Source organism: Bacillus sp. N3378-2at (assembly GCF_033412715.1).
Taxonomy (GTDB): domain Bacteria; phylum Bacillota; class Bacilli; order Bacillales; family Bacillaceae; genus Bacillus; species Bacillus subtilis.
In genome coordinates, this window is record NZ_CP117986.1 from 3,322,275 (window position 1) to 3,339,039 (window position 16,765).

The following is a 16,765-nucleotide window of genomic DNA, read 5'->3' on the forward strand; positions in this document are numbered from 1 at the left end:
ATGACTATTTCAAAGCCATTGTATTATTGCAATGGCTTTCTTAAAATTGGTTAGTGTATTGCAATGATCCTATTGGCTAAATGTGTTCTTAACTTTTAGAGAAACTTATGCTATTATGGTTCTCATGTATAGAACTAGAGAGCAAATAGTAAGATACTTACTCCTTATTCTTTAGGTGATTAAGTTTAAGTTTAATCAACCAAAACATAGAAGTAACTGAAGAGTTTTTTTTCTTGTATATGAATAATGAACTAATAAATTTACCTTTAAAATAAGTAGGAAAATAGAGGAGATTGGAATGAATAAGAAATTAAAAATAGTAAAAAGAAGAGCGAAGTTTTTATTAGAACCATTTAAAACATACACTAACAACAAAAATTTTAAACGCACTGTTGAATACACGAGAAATTTCAAGAAAAATAAAATCGATCCTCATATTATTTTCTATGAATCTTATCATGGAAAAGCGATGAATGACAATCCATATGCAATATTTAAGCATCTAGTTAACAATGAAGAATACAAAAATTTTACACACGTATGGGCGTTAAATGATCAGGACAATCCTTATGCCAATAAGTATAAAGGCTTGAAAAATGTAAGATTTGTTAAAGTTCATAGTGAGGAATATATTAAATATTTGACAAAGGCAAAATATTTAATTAATAATGTTACTTTTCCTACCTACTTTCAAAAGAAGGATGAACAAATTTATATTAATACTTGGCATGGAACTCCTCTTAAAACTCTTGGAAAAGATATGGAGGGGCCTATTGGTCAGCATAAAAATATCCAAAGAAACTTTTTGCATAGTGACTATATCTTATCTCCAAATAAATTCACTTCAGAGAAATTAATTGATTCTCATGATTTGGAAGGCCTTTACAATGGGGAAATCATCGAAGAGGGTTATCCAAGGATGGATTTAACCTTTAATACAGATAAAGAAGAACTTAGAAAAACGTTAGAAAACATTATAGAACTTGATCCTCATAAAAAAATTATTCTGTATGCACCTACATGGAGAGGAGAAGTAGGAAGTGTCTCCAACATTAATGAAGAGCTATTTAATCATATTTCGGCATTGAATGAAAAGATTCCGGATGATTATCAGCTTATATTAAAGGTCCATACTCTTTTATTTAAATACATTAAACACGATGAACAATTAATGAATAAGTGTATTCCGGATTGTATAGATACAAATGAGTTACTATCGCTTGTAGATATCCTGATAACGGATTATTCAAGTATTTTCTTTGATTATATGGCAACCAACAAACCAATTCTGTATTTTATGTATGATAAAGAGCAGTATCTGAAAAAAAGAGGCATGTACTTGGATGTTAACACACTAGCGGGTCCAATATGTAAAACAACAGATGAGCTTGCAAAATGTATCAAAGAAATTGAGTCTGTACAAGACCGATATCAGTCTGTATATCAAGAAATGAATGAGGTCTATATCAAAAGAGTTGGAGATTCTACTCAAAAAATAGTTGATATTATATTTAAAGGCAAACAGGAACAGTCTGACTGTGTCTTTGATGTTAAAGAACCTCACAAAAAAAACATTTTGATTTATTGTGGCGGTTTCTTGAATAATGGTATTACATCTTCAGCTATAAATTTATTAAACAATATCGATTACGAAAAGTATAATGTTATTGTGATTGATAAAGGAAACTACGATAAAGAATCTTCTTATAATATAAGCAGGATAAATGAAAAAGCAAAGCGGGTCTATCGAGTAGGAAGCATGAACTTAACCATAAAAGACTGGTATCTACATGGATTGATGAATAAAAGGGGTTACACCGAGGAATTAGCGAAAAGGAAGCCTGAAGAGATTTTTAAAAGAGAAATAAATCGTATGTTGGGAAACGCGAGAATTGATATAGCAGTCGATTTTAGTGGATACGTACCTTTCTGGACGATGGTCATGTCTTTGGGAGAATTTCCCCAAAAAAGCATATATCAACATAATGATATGCTTGCTGAGACCAATAAAATCATAAATGGTAAGTATAAGCATAAACGTAAATTAGGCATAGTCTTTTCTCTATATAAATGCTTTAATAAAATCGTGTCTGTTGCAAAACATACTAGGGATCTAAACGCTGAAAATTTAGCACAGCATGTTGATACAAATAAGATGGTTTATGTTCATAACTCATTAAATGTAGACAAAATTAAAGATTCTGTGGAAAATCATGGTTTTTTAATTGAGAGCTATGAGGGACAAGACTATATTATTCAAAAGGAAGAAAAGCCAGGAGCATTTAGTATTAAAGGCATTAGACTGCCTAAACATAACGAAATCAACTTTGTAAACATGGGAAGGTTATCACCAGAAAAAGATCAAGAAAAATTAATTAGAGCATTCTCTCAACTGATTAACAAATATCAAAATTTAAAAATGAAGCTTTATATTATTGGTGACGGTATCTTAAAGGGAACTTTAAATGATTTGGTTGAAACATTGGGACTAGAAGAAAGTGTTATATTCACTGGACAAATGAAAAATCCATTTTTCTTGATTAATAAAGCTGATTGTTTCGTTTTATCTTCTAATCATGAAGGCCAGCCAATGGTGTTGTTAGAAACGCTTGTACTAAATAAACCAATAATTGCTACTGACATTGCAGGGTCTAGAAGCATTTTAGAAGATGGGTATGGTACGCTTGCTCCGAATGATGTAGATGGACTTTTTTCTGAAATGGAAAAATTCGTGTTAGATAACTCGGAAGACAGGGGTAGGGCATTAAATAAGGATTTAAATTATAATAAAAGATTCAAGAGATTTGACTACGAAAATTACAATCATCAAGCAATGAAAATGTTTTATAGGGAAGTTTGTTCCGAAGAAGTTTAAGTAATGCTTGTTTAATTTTTGGACTTTAAGCCAGTCCAGTTAAAGCTTTTCTTATTACGGCCTTAACTCTTTTTTCTATTTCGAGTTAAGGTCGTTTATTTATGACTTCATGTTAAATTAAATTATGGAAAGTAATAAATTAAAGAACAGCGTGTAGCGTGTTGACTTAAAAGTTCGTGTTGCTTTATGTATGTCTATTTGAAAACTAGAGGGTAACATTACTTCCATCTTTTAAGCTTAAATTCCCCCCCGTTAAACACGTCCGGTGCCATTTCTTTTGGAAATTCAATATATTCTTCTGACTTCCCTTTAGAAATCCCTATAATAGCTTCAGGTAATTCCACTTCATTTCCTATTTTTCTAATTCGAGGAAGGGTATCTTGTGCATAAACTTTTGCATTATTTAATAACTTGACCTCATTATAAATAAAACCACTATCATACTTGGAAGGGTAAATCGAGTTAGTTAAGGTATTGGGCTGAGTATTTTTCAATTCCTCTATTTTATTTAAAGCTGACTCAAAATCTATTACTAGCATATATTGTAATGACTTTTCATTCTCTAGGTTAGTGTATCTTAAATCAATATCTTTTGTATTCAAGGGCTCAAATATTAGTTCTTCTTTAAAGCTTTCTTTATCAGTGCATTTATAAAGATATGAGAATAGATCATTGGGTGACAATTTTAAATTTCTGTCTAATAGATATTTATAAGAATTTCTCCAATGTACACCAATAGTGTATTCAGCATGTAATAAGGCAGGATTGTTAAACATTAGAGAGAGCCAATTCAATATATTTTTGTTGGTGAATTGATTGGTTGATCTATAAGGGAAATGAGCTAATTTCAGATTCAACTTACCGTCTATTTTTTGTTTTCCTTTATAATAAACGTAATGGTTCCCATTCCCTATTTTATAATTTGTATAATCCTTTTTGTCTTGACAAATTAAAGATTTTGCCGATTGATACTTTTTTCTTCTATACCTTATCTTTTCTAAAACGTTTTCGTTAAACGAAACGTTTTCTAAGTAAACGTACTCAAGCCTATCCATTTGATAGACATTTCCTGGCTTAATGTTTTCTTTGATTTCAGTTATATCTCCATAAATAAACTCGTCAGCATCCAAAAAAACAATTGCGTCAAAATTAAGTTCCTTGGAAATTCTATGATAAGCTTCAGTGGTTTTTTTATTTTGTTCAAATGAAGGATCCCTCGTCCTCCCATAGAGTTAAAGGTAATCCTTCTTTCAATAAATTTTTTAATATTGTTCTAGTTTCATTATTTGGACGGTTAATCGAAATAAACATATGATCAAGAAATTTTAAATTGTATCTAACGAAAACTTCTATAATATAGCTTCATTCTTTACCCTTGTAAAGGGAACAATAGTTCTTTTAATTAAAATTTATTTTCTTTCTACCATCGCCTTCTTTTTATTCTATACAAAAAAAGATAATAACAAGTTTTAGATATATTGAATTGTAATATGAAAAGGTTCCATATTGTACTTGAGTGTCAAATATTCTACAGATCAGCTCAGAGTAACCTTTAATAATTAACAGGGTAACATTGGGAATTTTGGTATCATGCTTTGGTTAAGTCCAAAAGTGAAAAATTAATCATTATCTGTTACAATAGAGAGCAGTGTTAATTTAGACTTTTTGTGAACCAAAACTAATATTTTAAGGAAGATTAGAATGAATGCATTAGTGAGAATACTGAAAGAGCAAGCAACGTCATTTTCTTTAATATTACGCTTGGCAGCTTACGAAACAAAATCAAAATACCAAATGAACTATTTGGGTGTGCTGTGGCAGTTGTTAAATCCACTCATTCAAATGTTGGCCTACTGGTTTGTTTTTGGGATCGGGATTAGAAAAAGCACTGATGTGGTTACGGGTATTGGTGAAGTGTCTTTTATCATTTGGATGCTAGCCGGTTTGATTCCGTGGTTTTTTATCAGCCCGACGATTCTAGATGGTTCAAACAGTGTATATAAGCGAATCAACATGGTGGCCAAAATGAATTTTCCAATTAGCTCGCTTCCTTCAGTAGCGATTGTGGCAAACCTGTTCAGCTATTTTGTGATGATGGTGATTTATATCGTTGCATTAACAGCGTCTGGTATTTATCCAAGTCTTCATTGGATTGAATACATTTACTATTTTATCTGTATGGTTATATTTATGTTTGCCTTTAGTTTGTTTAATTCAACCATTAGTGTGCTTGTTAGGGACTATCAGTTTTTGCTCCAATCTGTGACAAGGCTGCTGTTTTTTTTGTTGCCTATCTTTTGGGATATAGGACATCAGTTAGGGAAAGAGCATCCCGTTTTACTAACAGCTATTAAACTGAATCCACTTTTTTATATTTTAGATGGATTTAGAAGCAGCTTTTTCGACGGAAGCTGGTTCTTCGAAGATATAACATACACGTTGTATTTCTGGGCTTTCACATTATTGCTCTTGACTGTAGGATCTGTCCTGCATATGAAATTCAGGGATAGGTTTGTTGACTTTCTTTAATACGTAAGGAGATTTTAAAGATGAAACTAAAAGTTTCGTTTCGAAATGTTTCAAAACAGTATCAGCTTTATGAAAAACAATCGGATAAAATTAAAGGGCTGTTTTTTCCGAATAAGGATAAAAGTTTTTTTGCTGTTCGGAATGTCTCCTTTGACGTGTACGAAGGGGAGACGATCGGATTTGTGGGGATTAATGGATCGGGAAAATCGACGATGTCCAACCTGCTGGCAAAAATCATTCCGCCGACAAGCGGTGAAATTGAAATGAACGGGCAACCTTCCCTGATTGCGATTTCCGCAGGATTAAACAATGCGCTGACGGGCAGAGATAACATTCGTCTCAAGTGTTTAATGATGGGTCTCACAAATAAAGAAATTGATGAGATGTATGACAGCATCGTTGAATTTGCTGAAATCGGCGAGTTTATCAATCAGCCGGTCAAAAGCTATTCCAGCGGAATGAAGTCCCGGCTTGGCTTTGCGATCTCAGTGCATATTGATCCCGATATTTTAATTATTGACGAAGCGTTATCAGTAGGTGATCAAACCTTCTATGATAAATGTGTCGACAGAATTACCGAGTTTAAAAATCAAGGGAAAACCATTTTCTTTGTCAGCCATTCAATTGGTCAAATCGAGAAAATTTGCGATCGGGTCGCCTGGATCGATAATGGCGAGCTTCGAATGTTTGATGATACAAAGACGGTCGTAAAGGAATATAAAGAATTTATCAGCTGGTTTAAAAAGCTTTCCATAAAAGAGAAAGACAAATATAAAAAAGAGCAATTAGCAAGTCGCAAAAAGGTTTTGTCCGAAGAAGATCTAGCTCATCCTGAAAAAGAAAAGAAAAAACAAAAATCTTTGGCAAATATCATTCCGATTGCAGGTTTATCCATCCTGCTCGTATTGGCCGCCGGAGCGATGTTTGTTTAAAAGTTAAAGCTATTGGATAGGGGCTGACCATAAATGAAACACCTTCTAGTTTGGAAACGGATAGTTGTTATCCGATATAAGACTAGGAGGTGTTTTTTCTATGGGAACAAGAGTGAGTGATCCGGTTGAAGTTAAACAGAAGGCTGTAGAAATGAGACTGGCAGGCGTGCCTATGAAAGAAAACATTAAGAAATTGAATATCAAGAATAAGACGCAGGTTTAGACGTGTGTTAGATGGCTCAAGGCTGGGGATAACATCGATTCGAACAACCTGTTGGAAGCAATACACATTTTCGGAAAAGGGCCGGAGTATACTTCCGAATTTAGAGAAGCTGCAGACAGAGAATAGTTACCTGAGAAAACAGAATAAGTGTTAAAACTGTCAAACTTGCAGAGGTATTGCACAGCGCAATGATCGTGCAGGATATCTGTGTTCATTTAGGTATCTCACGAGCGTCTTATTTTCGTTGGAAGAGAAATCACCTCAAACGGCATTTGGGAAAACAAATCGGCACGTTATGGACAGCACAAGTATCGATTTGGATATCGAAAAAATCACAGCCATATTAAAAGGGAATGCGTATCAACCATAAAACGGTTCAAGTAATTATGCAGAAAAATCAGTGGCAGTGCCGGGCTAAGATGTAAAAGCGTAAGAATAATAGACAGCCATATGCGTGGTCGATAATATATTAGTCGGAACTCTCAGTCTGATCACATTCTTGAAAAACTAGTAGCGTGTATCATGTATTTTTGCCTTATGGACAGAACAAATTGCACCTTTCCAGTATATTGGATGTATACAATGGAGAAGTTATTGATTTGGAGATAAGCAGGACAGAAACTTTGTTTTATACACATTTGATCAGCTGCCAACATGTCTGAGAACTGCGTGTTACATAGTGATCATATACATCTTACTAGTATCAGAAAGCTGTTAAAACACCAGAGCATATCCCGCAAAGGGACGTCCGCTGATAATGCTTCCATCGAATCGTTTCATTCCTCACTAAATTATCAAACGTTTTATTTATCTTAACAGCATTGATCAAACCACGATCGCCATTTTAGAACGCACTGTCAAAGAATACATTTATTTATAACAACATTCGTATTCAAACGAAATAAAACAACCAATTACCGATAAACGATCGGCAATTGGCTGTATAAACTGTGTTTTGATCGATCCCTGTCTCAAAAATGGGGGGTAGTCCCCATATCTATCCAATACTTTTTATTAAAATTCTTCTTTTGACAGAAGGTCCTGCATAAATGGAATCAGTGAATCCTTCAGTTCGCTGTCCTGCATGGCAAATTCGAGAGTTGTCTGGATAAAACCGAGTTTTTCTCCAACATCATAGCGTTTGCCTTCAAAGTCATAAGCAAATACGCGCTGGATTTCGTTTAACTGCTGAATAGCATCGGTCAGCTGGATCTCTCCCCCTGCACCGATTTGCTGTTTATCTAAGTACATGAAAATTTCAGGAGTAAAGACATACCGTCCCAAAATCGCAAGGTTAGACGGTGCCGTGCCCGGTTTTGGTTTTTCTACAAAGTTTTTGACCTGATATAGGCGCCCTTCGTTTGTCAGAGGATCAATGATTCCGTAGCGATGCGTTTGGTCTTCAGGTACTTGCTGAACGCCAATAACGGAAGAGAGAGTCTTTTCGTACTCGTCCATCAGCTGGCGAAGACCAGGTTTTTCTCCTTGGACAATGTCGTCTCCAAGGAGAACTGCGAATGGCTCGTCTCCAATAAAGTTGCGTGCGCACCAAACGGCATGCCCAAGTCCTTTTGGTTCTTTTTGGCGAATATAGTGAATATCAGCGAGGTTTGACGCTTTTTTTACTTTTTCAAGCAGTTCGGTTTTACCCTTTTCCTCAAGGTTTCTTTCGAGTTCCGGCGAGAAATCGAAATGGTCTTCAATCGCTCGTTTGCTTTTACCTGTTACGATGATAATATCTTCAATGCCGGCTTCAACGGCTTCTTCAATAATATATTGAATAGTTGGCTTATCTACGATTGGAAGCATTTCTTTAGGCATCGCTTTCGTTGCAGGGAGGAAACGTGTCCCAAGGCCCGCTGCGGGAATTATCGCTTTACGAACTTTCTTCAATTCAATACACCTTCCTTAAACTATGTTTTCTAGTGAGCAAGAAAAATATGCTTGGCAAGCGGAGAATATATGTATGCTATACCCCGAAAAATTACAATTACAAACACATCATATAAGAAAAACAATTCTTAAACAAGTCTAAACAAGTATAAAGCGTAAAGGCGTTATATAATGAAAGGAAATTTCATTCTTCAACAGGAAGGTTTGCGGTTTGATCACTGGATGTTTTATGATGAGTATATCGTCTTAAGAAATCCAAGGATTCGATATATTTCCAACCAGAAAACTTGGCAATAAAGCTATTCATATAGAAAACAGGTGATAGAAAAATGAAGAAACTAAAAGTCATGACAGTATTCGGCACGCGCCCTGAAGCCATAAAAATGGCGCCGCTCGTACTTGAATTAAGAAAATATCCTCAAATTGAGTCTTATGTGACGGTTACAGCCCAACATAGGCAAATGCTTGACCAGGTACTTGAAGCTTTTGACTTAAAGCCTGATTTTGATTTGAATATCATGAAAGAAAGGCAAACGCTGGCTGAAATTACGTCTAATGCGCTTATGAAGCTAGACGAGCTGTTTCAGTCCATCAAACCGGACATTGTGCTTGTTCACGGCGATACGACAACGACATTTGCGGGTAGTCTTGCTGCTTATTATCACCAGATTTCCGTCGGCCATGTAGAGGCGGGACTTAGAACCGGGAACAAATACTCGCCGTTTCCTGAAGAGCTGAACAGGCTGCTGACGGGATCGATTGCCGATTTTCATTTTGCGCCGACAGAGCAGGCCGAAAAGAATTTACTCCACGAAAATAAAGATCCGGAGACGATTTTCGTCACCGGAAATACCGCAATTGATGCACTTCGCACAACAGTAAGGGACGGCTATGCACATCCCGTCCTTGAAAAAATCGGAAGTGACAAGATGATTTTACTTACCGCACATCGGCGTGAAAATTTAGGGAAGCCGATGGAAAACATGTTTAAAGCGATCAGGCGAATCGTCGAAGAATTTGACGGCGTACAGGTCGTTTATCCCGTTCATCTCAATCCCGCTGTTCGTGAAGCGGCTGCAAAGCACTTCGGTGATTTGGATAAAGTCCATCTGTTAGAGCCGCTCGAAGTCATCGATTTTCACAACTTCGCTGCTGAAGCTCACTTCATCCTCACCGACTCGGGTGGGGTGCAGGAAGAAGCGCCGTCGCTTGGAAAGCCGGTCCTCGTGCTTCGCGATACTACGGAACGGCCAGAAGGCGTTCGGGCCGGTACGCTTAAACTGGCAGGAACGGATGAAGATAAGATCTATCAACTGACTAAACAGCTGTTGACCGATCAAGATGAATATCGCAAAATGTCCCAGGCTTCAAACCCATACGGGGACGGATGGGCTTCGCGGCGAATTGCGGAGGCGCTGCTTTATAGTTACGGATACCGAAGAGCACGGCCTGATGTGTTTAAAGATAAATAAAAAAGCTTCCTTTACAGGAAGCTTCAGCTTGTAGAGAAAACGACGTTTTTTCTACAAGCTTTTTTGTTTTATACAGTTTCTTTAGATATTCATCAGGTTTCAGATGCAGAAAAAGCGCTCCCACATGCCTAGCCCTGCTTGGCTAGGTATGTGGCAATCTTCTTCATGTTCTGGCATGCGGCTGTGAGGAGAACTTGTTCACTCACATTTCGTTTTCCCCTCAACCTGCAATAGCGAAGCCCATGCAGCTGTTTTGAATCTGCAAAGCTTCGCTCTATTTTTTCTTTTCTTTTTTTGTAGAGGTTTTTTCCTGAAACAGACAAGCGATTTTGTCTGACCTTTTCTTTATGATCTTCCCATACATGTCGAGTAATCACTTTCTGCCGATTCTTTGATTTTGTACAGTTTTCAAGCAGTGGGCATGAGGAACATATTTCAGGATTTGATTTATATGACCGGTAGCCTTTTCGGTCAGTTGTTGAGTATGTAAGTGTTTGGTGATTTGGACAAATGTATCTGTCTTGTTCACTGTCATAATGAAATTTCCATTTTGGAAACAAGCCTCGGATAGGGTGATAACGTCTATGTGCGATGACACCAAAGATTTGGCGGTCAGATAATCCTTTACAGATCGGAGTCGTTAAATATCCGGAATCAAGGGCGACGGCTTCTACTTGAAAACCAAATCGTGCGATTTGGTGGTCTAATCGGTCAAGATAAGGCACAGAATCATGGACATTTCCAGGTGTGACGTAGGCATCGGTGATAATGTTGTATTTCATATCTGTTGTGCGGTGATCTAAATAGAAAAAACCTTCTGGTTTGTTTTCACGATACAGATAGCCACTTTCCGGATCGGTTGTACTGTGGCGGATCTCTTTTTCAGCTTTCACCTCCTCTTTGGCTGTTAATGGTTTTTTTCCGTGTTCCTCCCGATCCTCTTGAATGGCTTCATTTAAATCCTTGATATAGTTTTGGGTATCCTGCGCAATTGTTTTTCTTGTGTATTTATGCTTGTTGGCATTGGCTTTAAGGTGTGTGGAGTCGGTGAATAGGACTCGTCCGCCCACCATGTCATGATTGATGGCCTGAAGAACGATCTCATCAAAAATGTCTTGGAAGATGGTTGTATCTTTAAAGCGTGTGCGTCTGTTCCAGCTGATGGTGGAGTGGTGTGGAACCGGGTCGTTTATGTTCAATCCGAGAAACCATCTGTACGCCATATTGTAGTAAATTTCTTTTTCAAGCTGTCTTTCTGAACGGATACCATAGAGGTATCCGATAAACATCATTTTAAATAAAATAAGCGGATCAAGTGAGGGGCGGCCTTTGTTTTCACTGTAGTAAGGTTTCACCTTTTCAATGATGAAAGAGAAGTCTATGTGTTTATCAATTTTCCGAAGCAGGTGATCCTCTTCAACGAGTTGGTCAAGCAGAACAAATTCGGCTGTGTTTTGAGAAGAGTTTCTTGTGTGGAACATGAGAAAGACACCGTCCTTTTAAGTCTTTCTTTTATTTTATTACAGAAGAATGGATATTTTAAAGAAAAATAAAGGCTGTCGAGATTTTCTCGACAGCCTGAAGCTTCCTTTACAGGAAGCTTCAGCTTGTAGAGAAAACGACGTTTTTTCTACAAGCTTTTTTGTTTTATACAGTTTCTTTAGATATTCATCAGGTTTCAGATGCAGAAAAAGCGCTCCCACATGCCTAGCCCTGCTTGGCTAGGTATGTGGCAATCTTCTTCATGTTCTGGCATGCGGCTGTGAGGAGAACTTGTTCACTCACATTTCGTTTTCCCCTCAACCTGCAATAGCGAAGCCCATGCAGCTGTTTTGAATCTGCAAAGCTTCGCTCTATTTTTTCTTTTCTTTTTTTGTAGAGGTTTTTTCCTGAAACAGACAAGCGATTTTGTCTGACCTTTTCTTTATGATCTTCCCATACATGTCGAGTAATCACTTTCTGCCGATTCTTTGATTTTGTACAGTTTTCAAGCAGTGGGCATGAGGAACATATTTCAGGATTTGATTTATATGACCGGTAGCCTTTTCGGTCAGTTGTTGAGTATGTAAGTGTTTGGTGATTTGGACAAATGTATCTGTCTTGTTCACTGTCATAATGAAATTTCCATTTTGGAAACAAGCCTCGGATAGGGTGATAACGTCTATGTGCGATGACACCAAAGATTTGGCGGTCAGATAATCCTTTACAGATCGGAGTCGTTAAATATCCGGAATCAAGGGCGACGGCTTCTACTTGAAAACCAAATCGTGCGATTTGGTGGTCTAATCGGTCAAGATAAGGCACAGAATCATGGACATTTCCAGGTGTGACGTAGGCATCGGTGATAATGTTGTATTTCATATCTGTTGTGCGGTGATCTAAATAGAAAAAACCTTCTGGTTTGTTTTCACGATACAGATAGCCACTTTCCGGATCGGTTGTACTGTGGCGGATCTCTTTTTCAGCTTTCACCTCCTCTTTGGCTGTTAATGGTTTTTTTCCGTGTTCCTCCCGATCCTCTTGAATGGCTTCATTTAAATCCTTGATATAGTTTTGGGTATCCTGCGCAATTGTTTTTCTTGTGTATTTATGCTTGTTGGCATTGGCTTTAAGGTGTGTGGAGTCGGTGAATAGGACTCGTCCGCCCACCATGTCATGATTGATGGCCTGAAGAACGATCTCATCAAAAATGTCTTGGAAGATGGTTGTATCTTTAAAGCGTGTGCGTCTGTTCCAGCTGATGGTGGAGTGGTGTGGAACCGGGTCGTTTATGTTCAATCCGAGAAACCATCTGTACGCCATATTGTAGTAAATTTCTTTTTCAAGCTGTCTTTCTGAACGGATACCATAGAGGTATCCGATAAACATCATTTTAAATAAAATAAGCGGATCAAGTGAGGGGCGGCCTTTGTTTTCACTGTAGTAAGGTTTCACCTTTTCAATGATGAAAGAGAAGTCTATGTGTTTATCAATTTTCCGAAGCAGGTGATCCTCTTCAACGAGTTGGTCAAGCAGAACAAATTCGGCTGTGTTTTGAGAAGAGTTTCTTGTGTGGAACATGAGAAAGACACCGTCCTTTTAAGTCTTTCTTTTATTTTATTACAGAAGAATGGATATTTTAAAGAAAAATAAAGGCTGTCGAGATTTTCTCGACAGCCTGAAGCTTCCTTTACAGGAAGCTTTTTTATTTATTAAGGCTCTCTTTCAGTTGATCTGTAATGTCGTACAGAGAGCTTTGTCGGCGGCTTACAGTAATAGATTCGTTTATTTTTGTGCCGTCGTATTTCAGCTCATGCTGAATGACTTTTGAGCGTGCTTCTTTAAAACCGGATTGGATATCCCACTGATAGTTAAACGTGAGATTCGTTTTAACGTTGTTTTCGAACACTTTGAACATATCTCCGAATTTCGTGATGGACGATATATTATGCCTTTATTAATGATTCCTTCGATAACTTGACGCTGTCTGTTCTGGCGCCCGAAATCGCAGTTCCGATCCTCTTTCCTCATTCTCGTATAAGCGAGCGCTTCTTTTCCATTCAGCGTAATCTCGACTTTGCCGAATGAATAGCCGTCATAGCGAAAGCGAACGTACTGTTCTCGGTAATGCCCCGCCAAGCATATCTACGACTTCTCTGAAACTTTCCATGTTCACTTTAACAAAATAATCGACCGAAACGTCGAGAAAATTATCAACCGTGTCTGCCGTCATCTGAACACACCGAATGCGTATAAATAGTTGATTTTATCCATCTTGCCTTTGCTGATAATTTAAGTATACGTATCCCTCGGAATGCTGACCATTTCAATCGTTTTCGTTTTCGGATTCACCGTCATATAGATCAGGTAGTCTGCGCGCTCCTTATCACCATCCCGTTCATCGACACCCTTGAGAAGCACGGAAAACGGATCATGTTTATCAATATCAACAGCTGAATCGTGTTTAGATTTGTTAATATTTTTTCATGAATGTTTGCCACAGTAGATGCCGTTTTATTCCTTAAGTAATAGGAGTAGCCTTCTGTGCTGAGAACAAAAAATTCCAATCAAGCAATAATTATAAGGGGCTTTTTTTCTATTTATTTCTCTTTTCAGCTCTCATATAGCCCAGCCCTCAACTTTTAATAGCTACTTAGATTAAAGGTTTCTTAAAATTCAAAAATATAAAAATATAGGTGTCCTTTTGGATAGACGAAATTCTTAGAAAAATGTTTCAAAAAAACCAACCAATCTGCAAAATTTTTCGCTAAAATTAAAGAATCTGTTGGAATTTGTCGATAAAAAGGGAGAGGTGAAGAAGATGAAAAAACTCATAGTTCTGACATTATCAATGCTGCTTTTGTTGTCAGCTTGCGGCACTTCGGGCCAATCGGAGGACAAGTTAAGCTCAGGCAATAAAAATGCAGCATCTGAAGAAACCATCACTAAAGAAGGTTCATTCGCGGGGTTGGCTGACAGCCATACAATTGCGGTGAACATCGATGGCAAAGAAACAACGCTTCAAATTGATGAAGATCTTCAGGAAAAAGTCAATTCCATTGAAGAGGGCAAAAAAGTCGAAGTCCAATATACAAAAGTCGAGAATGGCGTCTTGGAGCTGAAAAGCATCGAAATCAAATAAAGAGCTGAATCAAGGGAGGCATAACGTTTTGAAAAAGATGAAGCTTCTGGTTCTGTCGTCAGTAACTGCTGCAGCTCTGATGTTTACGCAATCTGCCCAGGCTGCCGACAAAACAATTTCGGTAAAGTTAAGTAATTATTTGGGCAATAAATCAAGTGTTGATATCGACATTACCGGCTTATACGAAATTCCGGGCTCAGGAATCTCCGCGACAGAGCGGTACGGCGGGGCGACCCGCTTTGATGTGGCAAACAATGTCGCATCTGCCGGATGGACGAACCCGAGCACAGTCGTGATTGTCAACCGAGACGCTTTTGCGGACGCGCTCTCTGCAACTCCGCTTGCAAAGAAGTACGATGCGCCGATTCTTTTAACAGATGCGGGAACGCTGACGGCGAAAACCGAAACTCAAATTGCCAAGATGAAGCCAGATAACATCTTAATTATCGGTGGAACAACGAGCGTTTCCAAAAATGTTGAAAACACGCTGAAAAAGTATGGGGCAATTGTCCGTATCGGCGGCGCCAATCGATATGATGTGTCTAAAAATATTGCGAGCCGGATGGGGTCCTACAGCCAGGCGATTGTTGCCACCGGTTTGGTCTTCTCCGACGCTCTGTCGATCGCGCCTTATGCGGCAATGAACGGTTATCCGATACTGCTCTCAGGGAATAATACGATCCGAAGCGATTACAATATTCCGAGCAAAGTTACAATCGTCGGCGGTCCGTTGAGTGTCAGCACAAGTGTTGAAAACACATTAAAGAAAAAAGCGGCTGTTACCCGCATCGGCGGTGCGAACAGATATGAAGTGTCTGCGAATATTGTTAACGCGCTTAACATGAACGCATCAAAGGTTTTCATGTCTAACGGAATGACTTTTGCAGATGCACTGGCCGGTTCCGTCCTTGCAGCCAAACAAAAGCATCCTTTGCTACTTGTCCAATCGGGCAGTTTGCCGCCTCCTGTCGCAGATGTAGTCGCCAAAAAAGGAACACAGTCTTTTGCTTTGCTTGGAGGGACCGCCTCGATCACGGATTCGTTGAAAAACAGCCTGGCAGATATGATTACCGGGAACGGATACTCTGTTAATCTATCGGGCGGAAAGCTTGTGCTCAACAAAAATAATAAAGCTGTCAAAACGTTTGAAACTTCATTTACGGCATCACCTAAAAAATATTCGACTTCAAATTCCATCAGCATCAACGGAAGGCCTTATTTAGGCAATATGAAGTTTACGATTGAATCAAGCAAATATATTCGACCGATAAACGAAAACATTCCGTTTGAAGATTATCTAAAAGGTGTTGTGCCGCACGAAATGCCGGCAAGTTGGCAGACTGAAGCTTTAAAAGCCCAAGCGGTGGCAGCGAGAACATATTCGGTCGGTTCCGCAGGAAAAGTAGTGGCTGATACGCAATCGTTTCAGGTTTACGGCGGATATGACTGGAATTCGAAGACATCCAGCGTTGTAAATTCCACAAAAGGACAAGTTTTAAAATATAACGGCAATTTGATTTCGGCCGTTTACTCATCAAGCAACGGGGGATATACGGAAGCAAGCGCAGAGGTATGGGGCGGCAATGTTCCATATTTAATCGCCAAAGCGGATACATATGACCCGAAAACCAGCTGGTCGATATCTTTGAATAAAACGCAGATCAACACCAGCGGCTTAAATCTGAGCAGCCCTAGCACTTGGTGGAATTCGACTAATGAAACGAACTCCGCCTATTTATCGGGACTGAAAAGCTGGTTTATGACCAATAAATATCCTAGTGCGGAATCTATTAAGATCACGAAAATCTCAAGCCTGAGCCTGAGCAGTGCAAAAACTGCCGGTCAGCGGCCGAAAACAGCAGAGGTGAAGTTTTCTTACTTTGTCAAAGAAAAATCAAATGGCTATGTTCTGTCAAACGGAAAACTTTCAGAAAAAACAGCGACGATTTCCGTGACGACGACTCAATTAAGATCGATGTTGGGCGGCATGAATATGAAGAGCACGTATGCTTCTTTATCAAACAATACGAACGCTTTTATTCTCAGCGGTAAAGGATTCGGCCACGGAATCGGCATGAGTCAGTATGGAGCAAATGCCAGAGCTGCTGCCGGGCACGATTACAAGAAGATTTTAAGTTTCTATTATCCAAATACGACTCTATCAAGCTATTAATAGAGTTAGAGCAGGAGGCAGCAGTGCCTCCTCTGTTCATGTTCAGG

9 protein-coding genes and 3 pseudogenes are annotated in these 16,765 nt (G+C 38.4%); 7 read left to right on the forward strand and 5 right to left on the reverse strand.

All coding sequences use genetic code 11. The features are described 5' to 3' along the window. Window positions 1-298 precede the first annotated feature (298 nt). On the forward strand, window positions 299-2,875 hold the full coding sequence (locus PUN35_RS17800; protein WP_014481088.1) for a glycosyltransferase: 2,577 nt from the start codon (window positions 299-301) through the stop codon (window positions 2,873-2,875). Between the two features lie 218 nt (window positions 2,876-3,093). On the opposite strand, the gene PUN35_RS17805 is transcribed toward PUN35_RS17800, so the two are convergent. Continuing rightward, window positions 3,094-4,005, reverse strand: a complete 912-nt coding sequence (locus tag PUN35_RS17805) for a hypothetical protein (protein ID WP_031601050.1) — start codon at window positions 4,003-4,005, stop codon at window positions 3,094-3,096. Between the two features lie 571 nt (window positions 4,006-4,576). Here PUN35_RS17805 and PUN35_RS17810 point away from each other — a divergent pair. The 3 genes and pseudogenes from PUN35_RS17810 to PUN35_RS17820 all read left to right on the forward strand — a co-directional run bounded on the left by PUN35_RS17810 (window position 4,577) and on the right by PUN35_RS17820 (window position 7,464). Beyond that, window positions 4,577-5,404, forward strand: coding sequence for an ABC transporter permease (locus PUN35_RS17810; protein WP_014481086.1), 828 nt, complete (start codon window positions 4,577-4,579; stop codon window positions 5,402-5,404). 20 nt (window positions 5,405-5,424) lie between these two features. After that, window positions 5,425-6,330, forward strand: a pseudogene (gene tagH / locus PUN35_RS17815) (teichoic acids export ABC transporter ATP-binding subunit TagH); the annotation flags it as partial. 106 nt (window positions 6,331-6,436) lie between these two features. Further along, window positions 6,437-7,464 (forward strand): annotated as a pseudogene (locus tag PUN35_RS17820) (IS3 family transposase). Between the two features lie 109 nt (window positions 7,465-7,573). On the opposite strand, the gene galU reads toward PUN35_RS17820, so the two are convergent. Then, complete coding sequence (gene galU, locus PUN35_RS17825) at window positions 7,574-8,452, reverse strand: UTP--glucose-1-phosphate uridylyltransferase GalU (protein ID WP_014481080.1); 879 nt, start codon at window positions 8,450-8,452, stop codon at window positions 7,574-7,576. A 329-nt stretch (window positions 8,453-8,781) separates the two neighbouring features. Between galU and wecB the strand changes: the two genes are divergently transcribed. Then, complete coding sequence (wecB, locus tag PUN35_RS17830; protein ID WP_031601046.1) at window positions 8,782-9,924, forward strand: non-hydrolyzing UDP-N-acetylglucosamine 2-epimerase; 1,143 nt, start codon at window positions 8,782-8,784, stop codon at window positions 9,922-9,924. Window positions 9,925-10,052: 128 nt separating this feature from the next. Here the strand turns inward: wecB and PUN35_RS17835 are convergent, their stop codons facing one another. The 3 genes and pseudogenes from PUN35_RS17835 to PUN35_RS17850 form a co-directional block, all read right to left on the reverse strand. Then, window positions 10,053-11,405 (reverse strand): IS1182 family transposase, encoded by a 1,353-nt coding sequence (locus PUN35_RS17835; RefSeq protein WP_014478984.1) that lies wholly within the window; start codon window positions 11,403-11,405, stop codon window positions 10,053-10,055. Window positions 11,406-11,631: 226 nt separating this feature from the next. Further along, window positions 11,632-12,984, reverse strand: a complete 1,353-nt coding sequence (locus PUN35_RS17845) for an IS1182 family transposase (RefSeq protein ID WP_014478984.1) — start codon at window positions 12,982-12,984, stop codon at window positions 11,632-11,634. A 124-nt stretch (window positions 12,985-13,108) separates the two neighbouring features. Next, a pseudogene (locus PUN35_RS17850) lies at window positions 13,109-14,026 on the reverse strand (LCP family protein). Between the two features lie 198 nt (window positions 14,027-14,224). Here PUN35_RS17850 and PUN35_RS17855 point away from each other — a divergent pair. Together PUN35_RS17855 and PUN35_RS17860 are read left to right on the forward strand one after the other, a co-directional pair. Continuing rightward, window positions 14,225-14,545 (forward strand): hypothetical protein, encoded by a 321-nt coding sequence (locus PUN35_RS17855; RefSeq protein ID WP_033881224.1) that lies wholly within the window; start codon window positions 14,225-14,227, stop codon window positions 14,543-14,545. 28 nt (window positions 14,546-14,573) lie between these two features. Next, window positions 14,574-16,718, forward strand: coding sequence for a SpoIID/LytB domain-containing protein (locus tag PUN35_RS17860; RefSeq protein ID WP_014481074.1), 2,145 nt, complete (start codon window positions 14,574-14,576; stop codon window positions 16,716-16,718). Window positions 16,719-16,765: the final 47 nt, after the last annotated feature.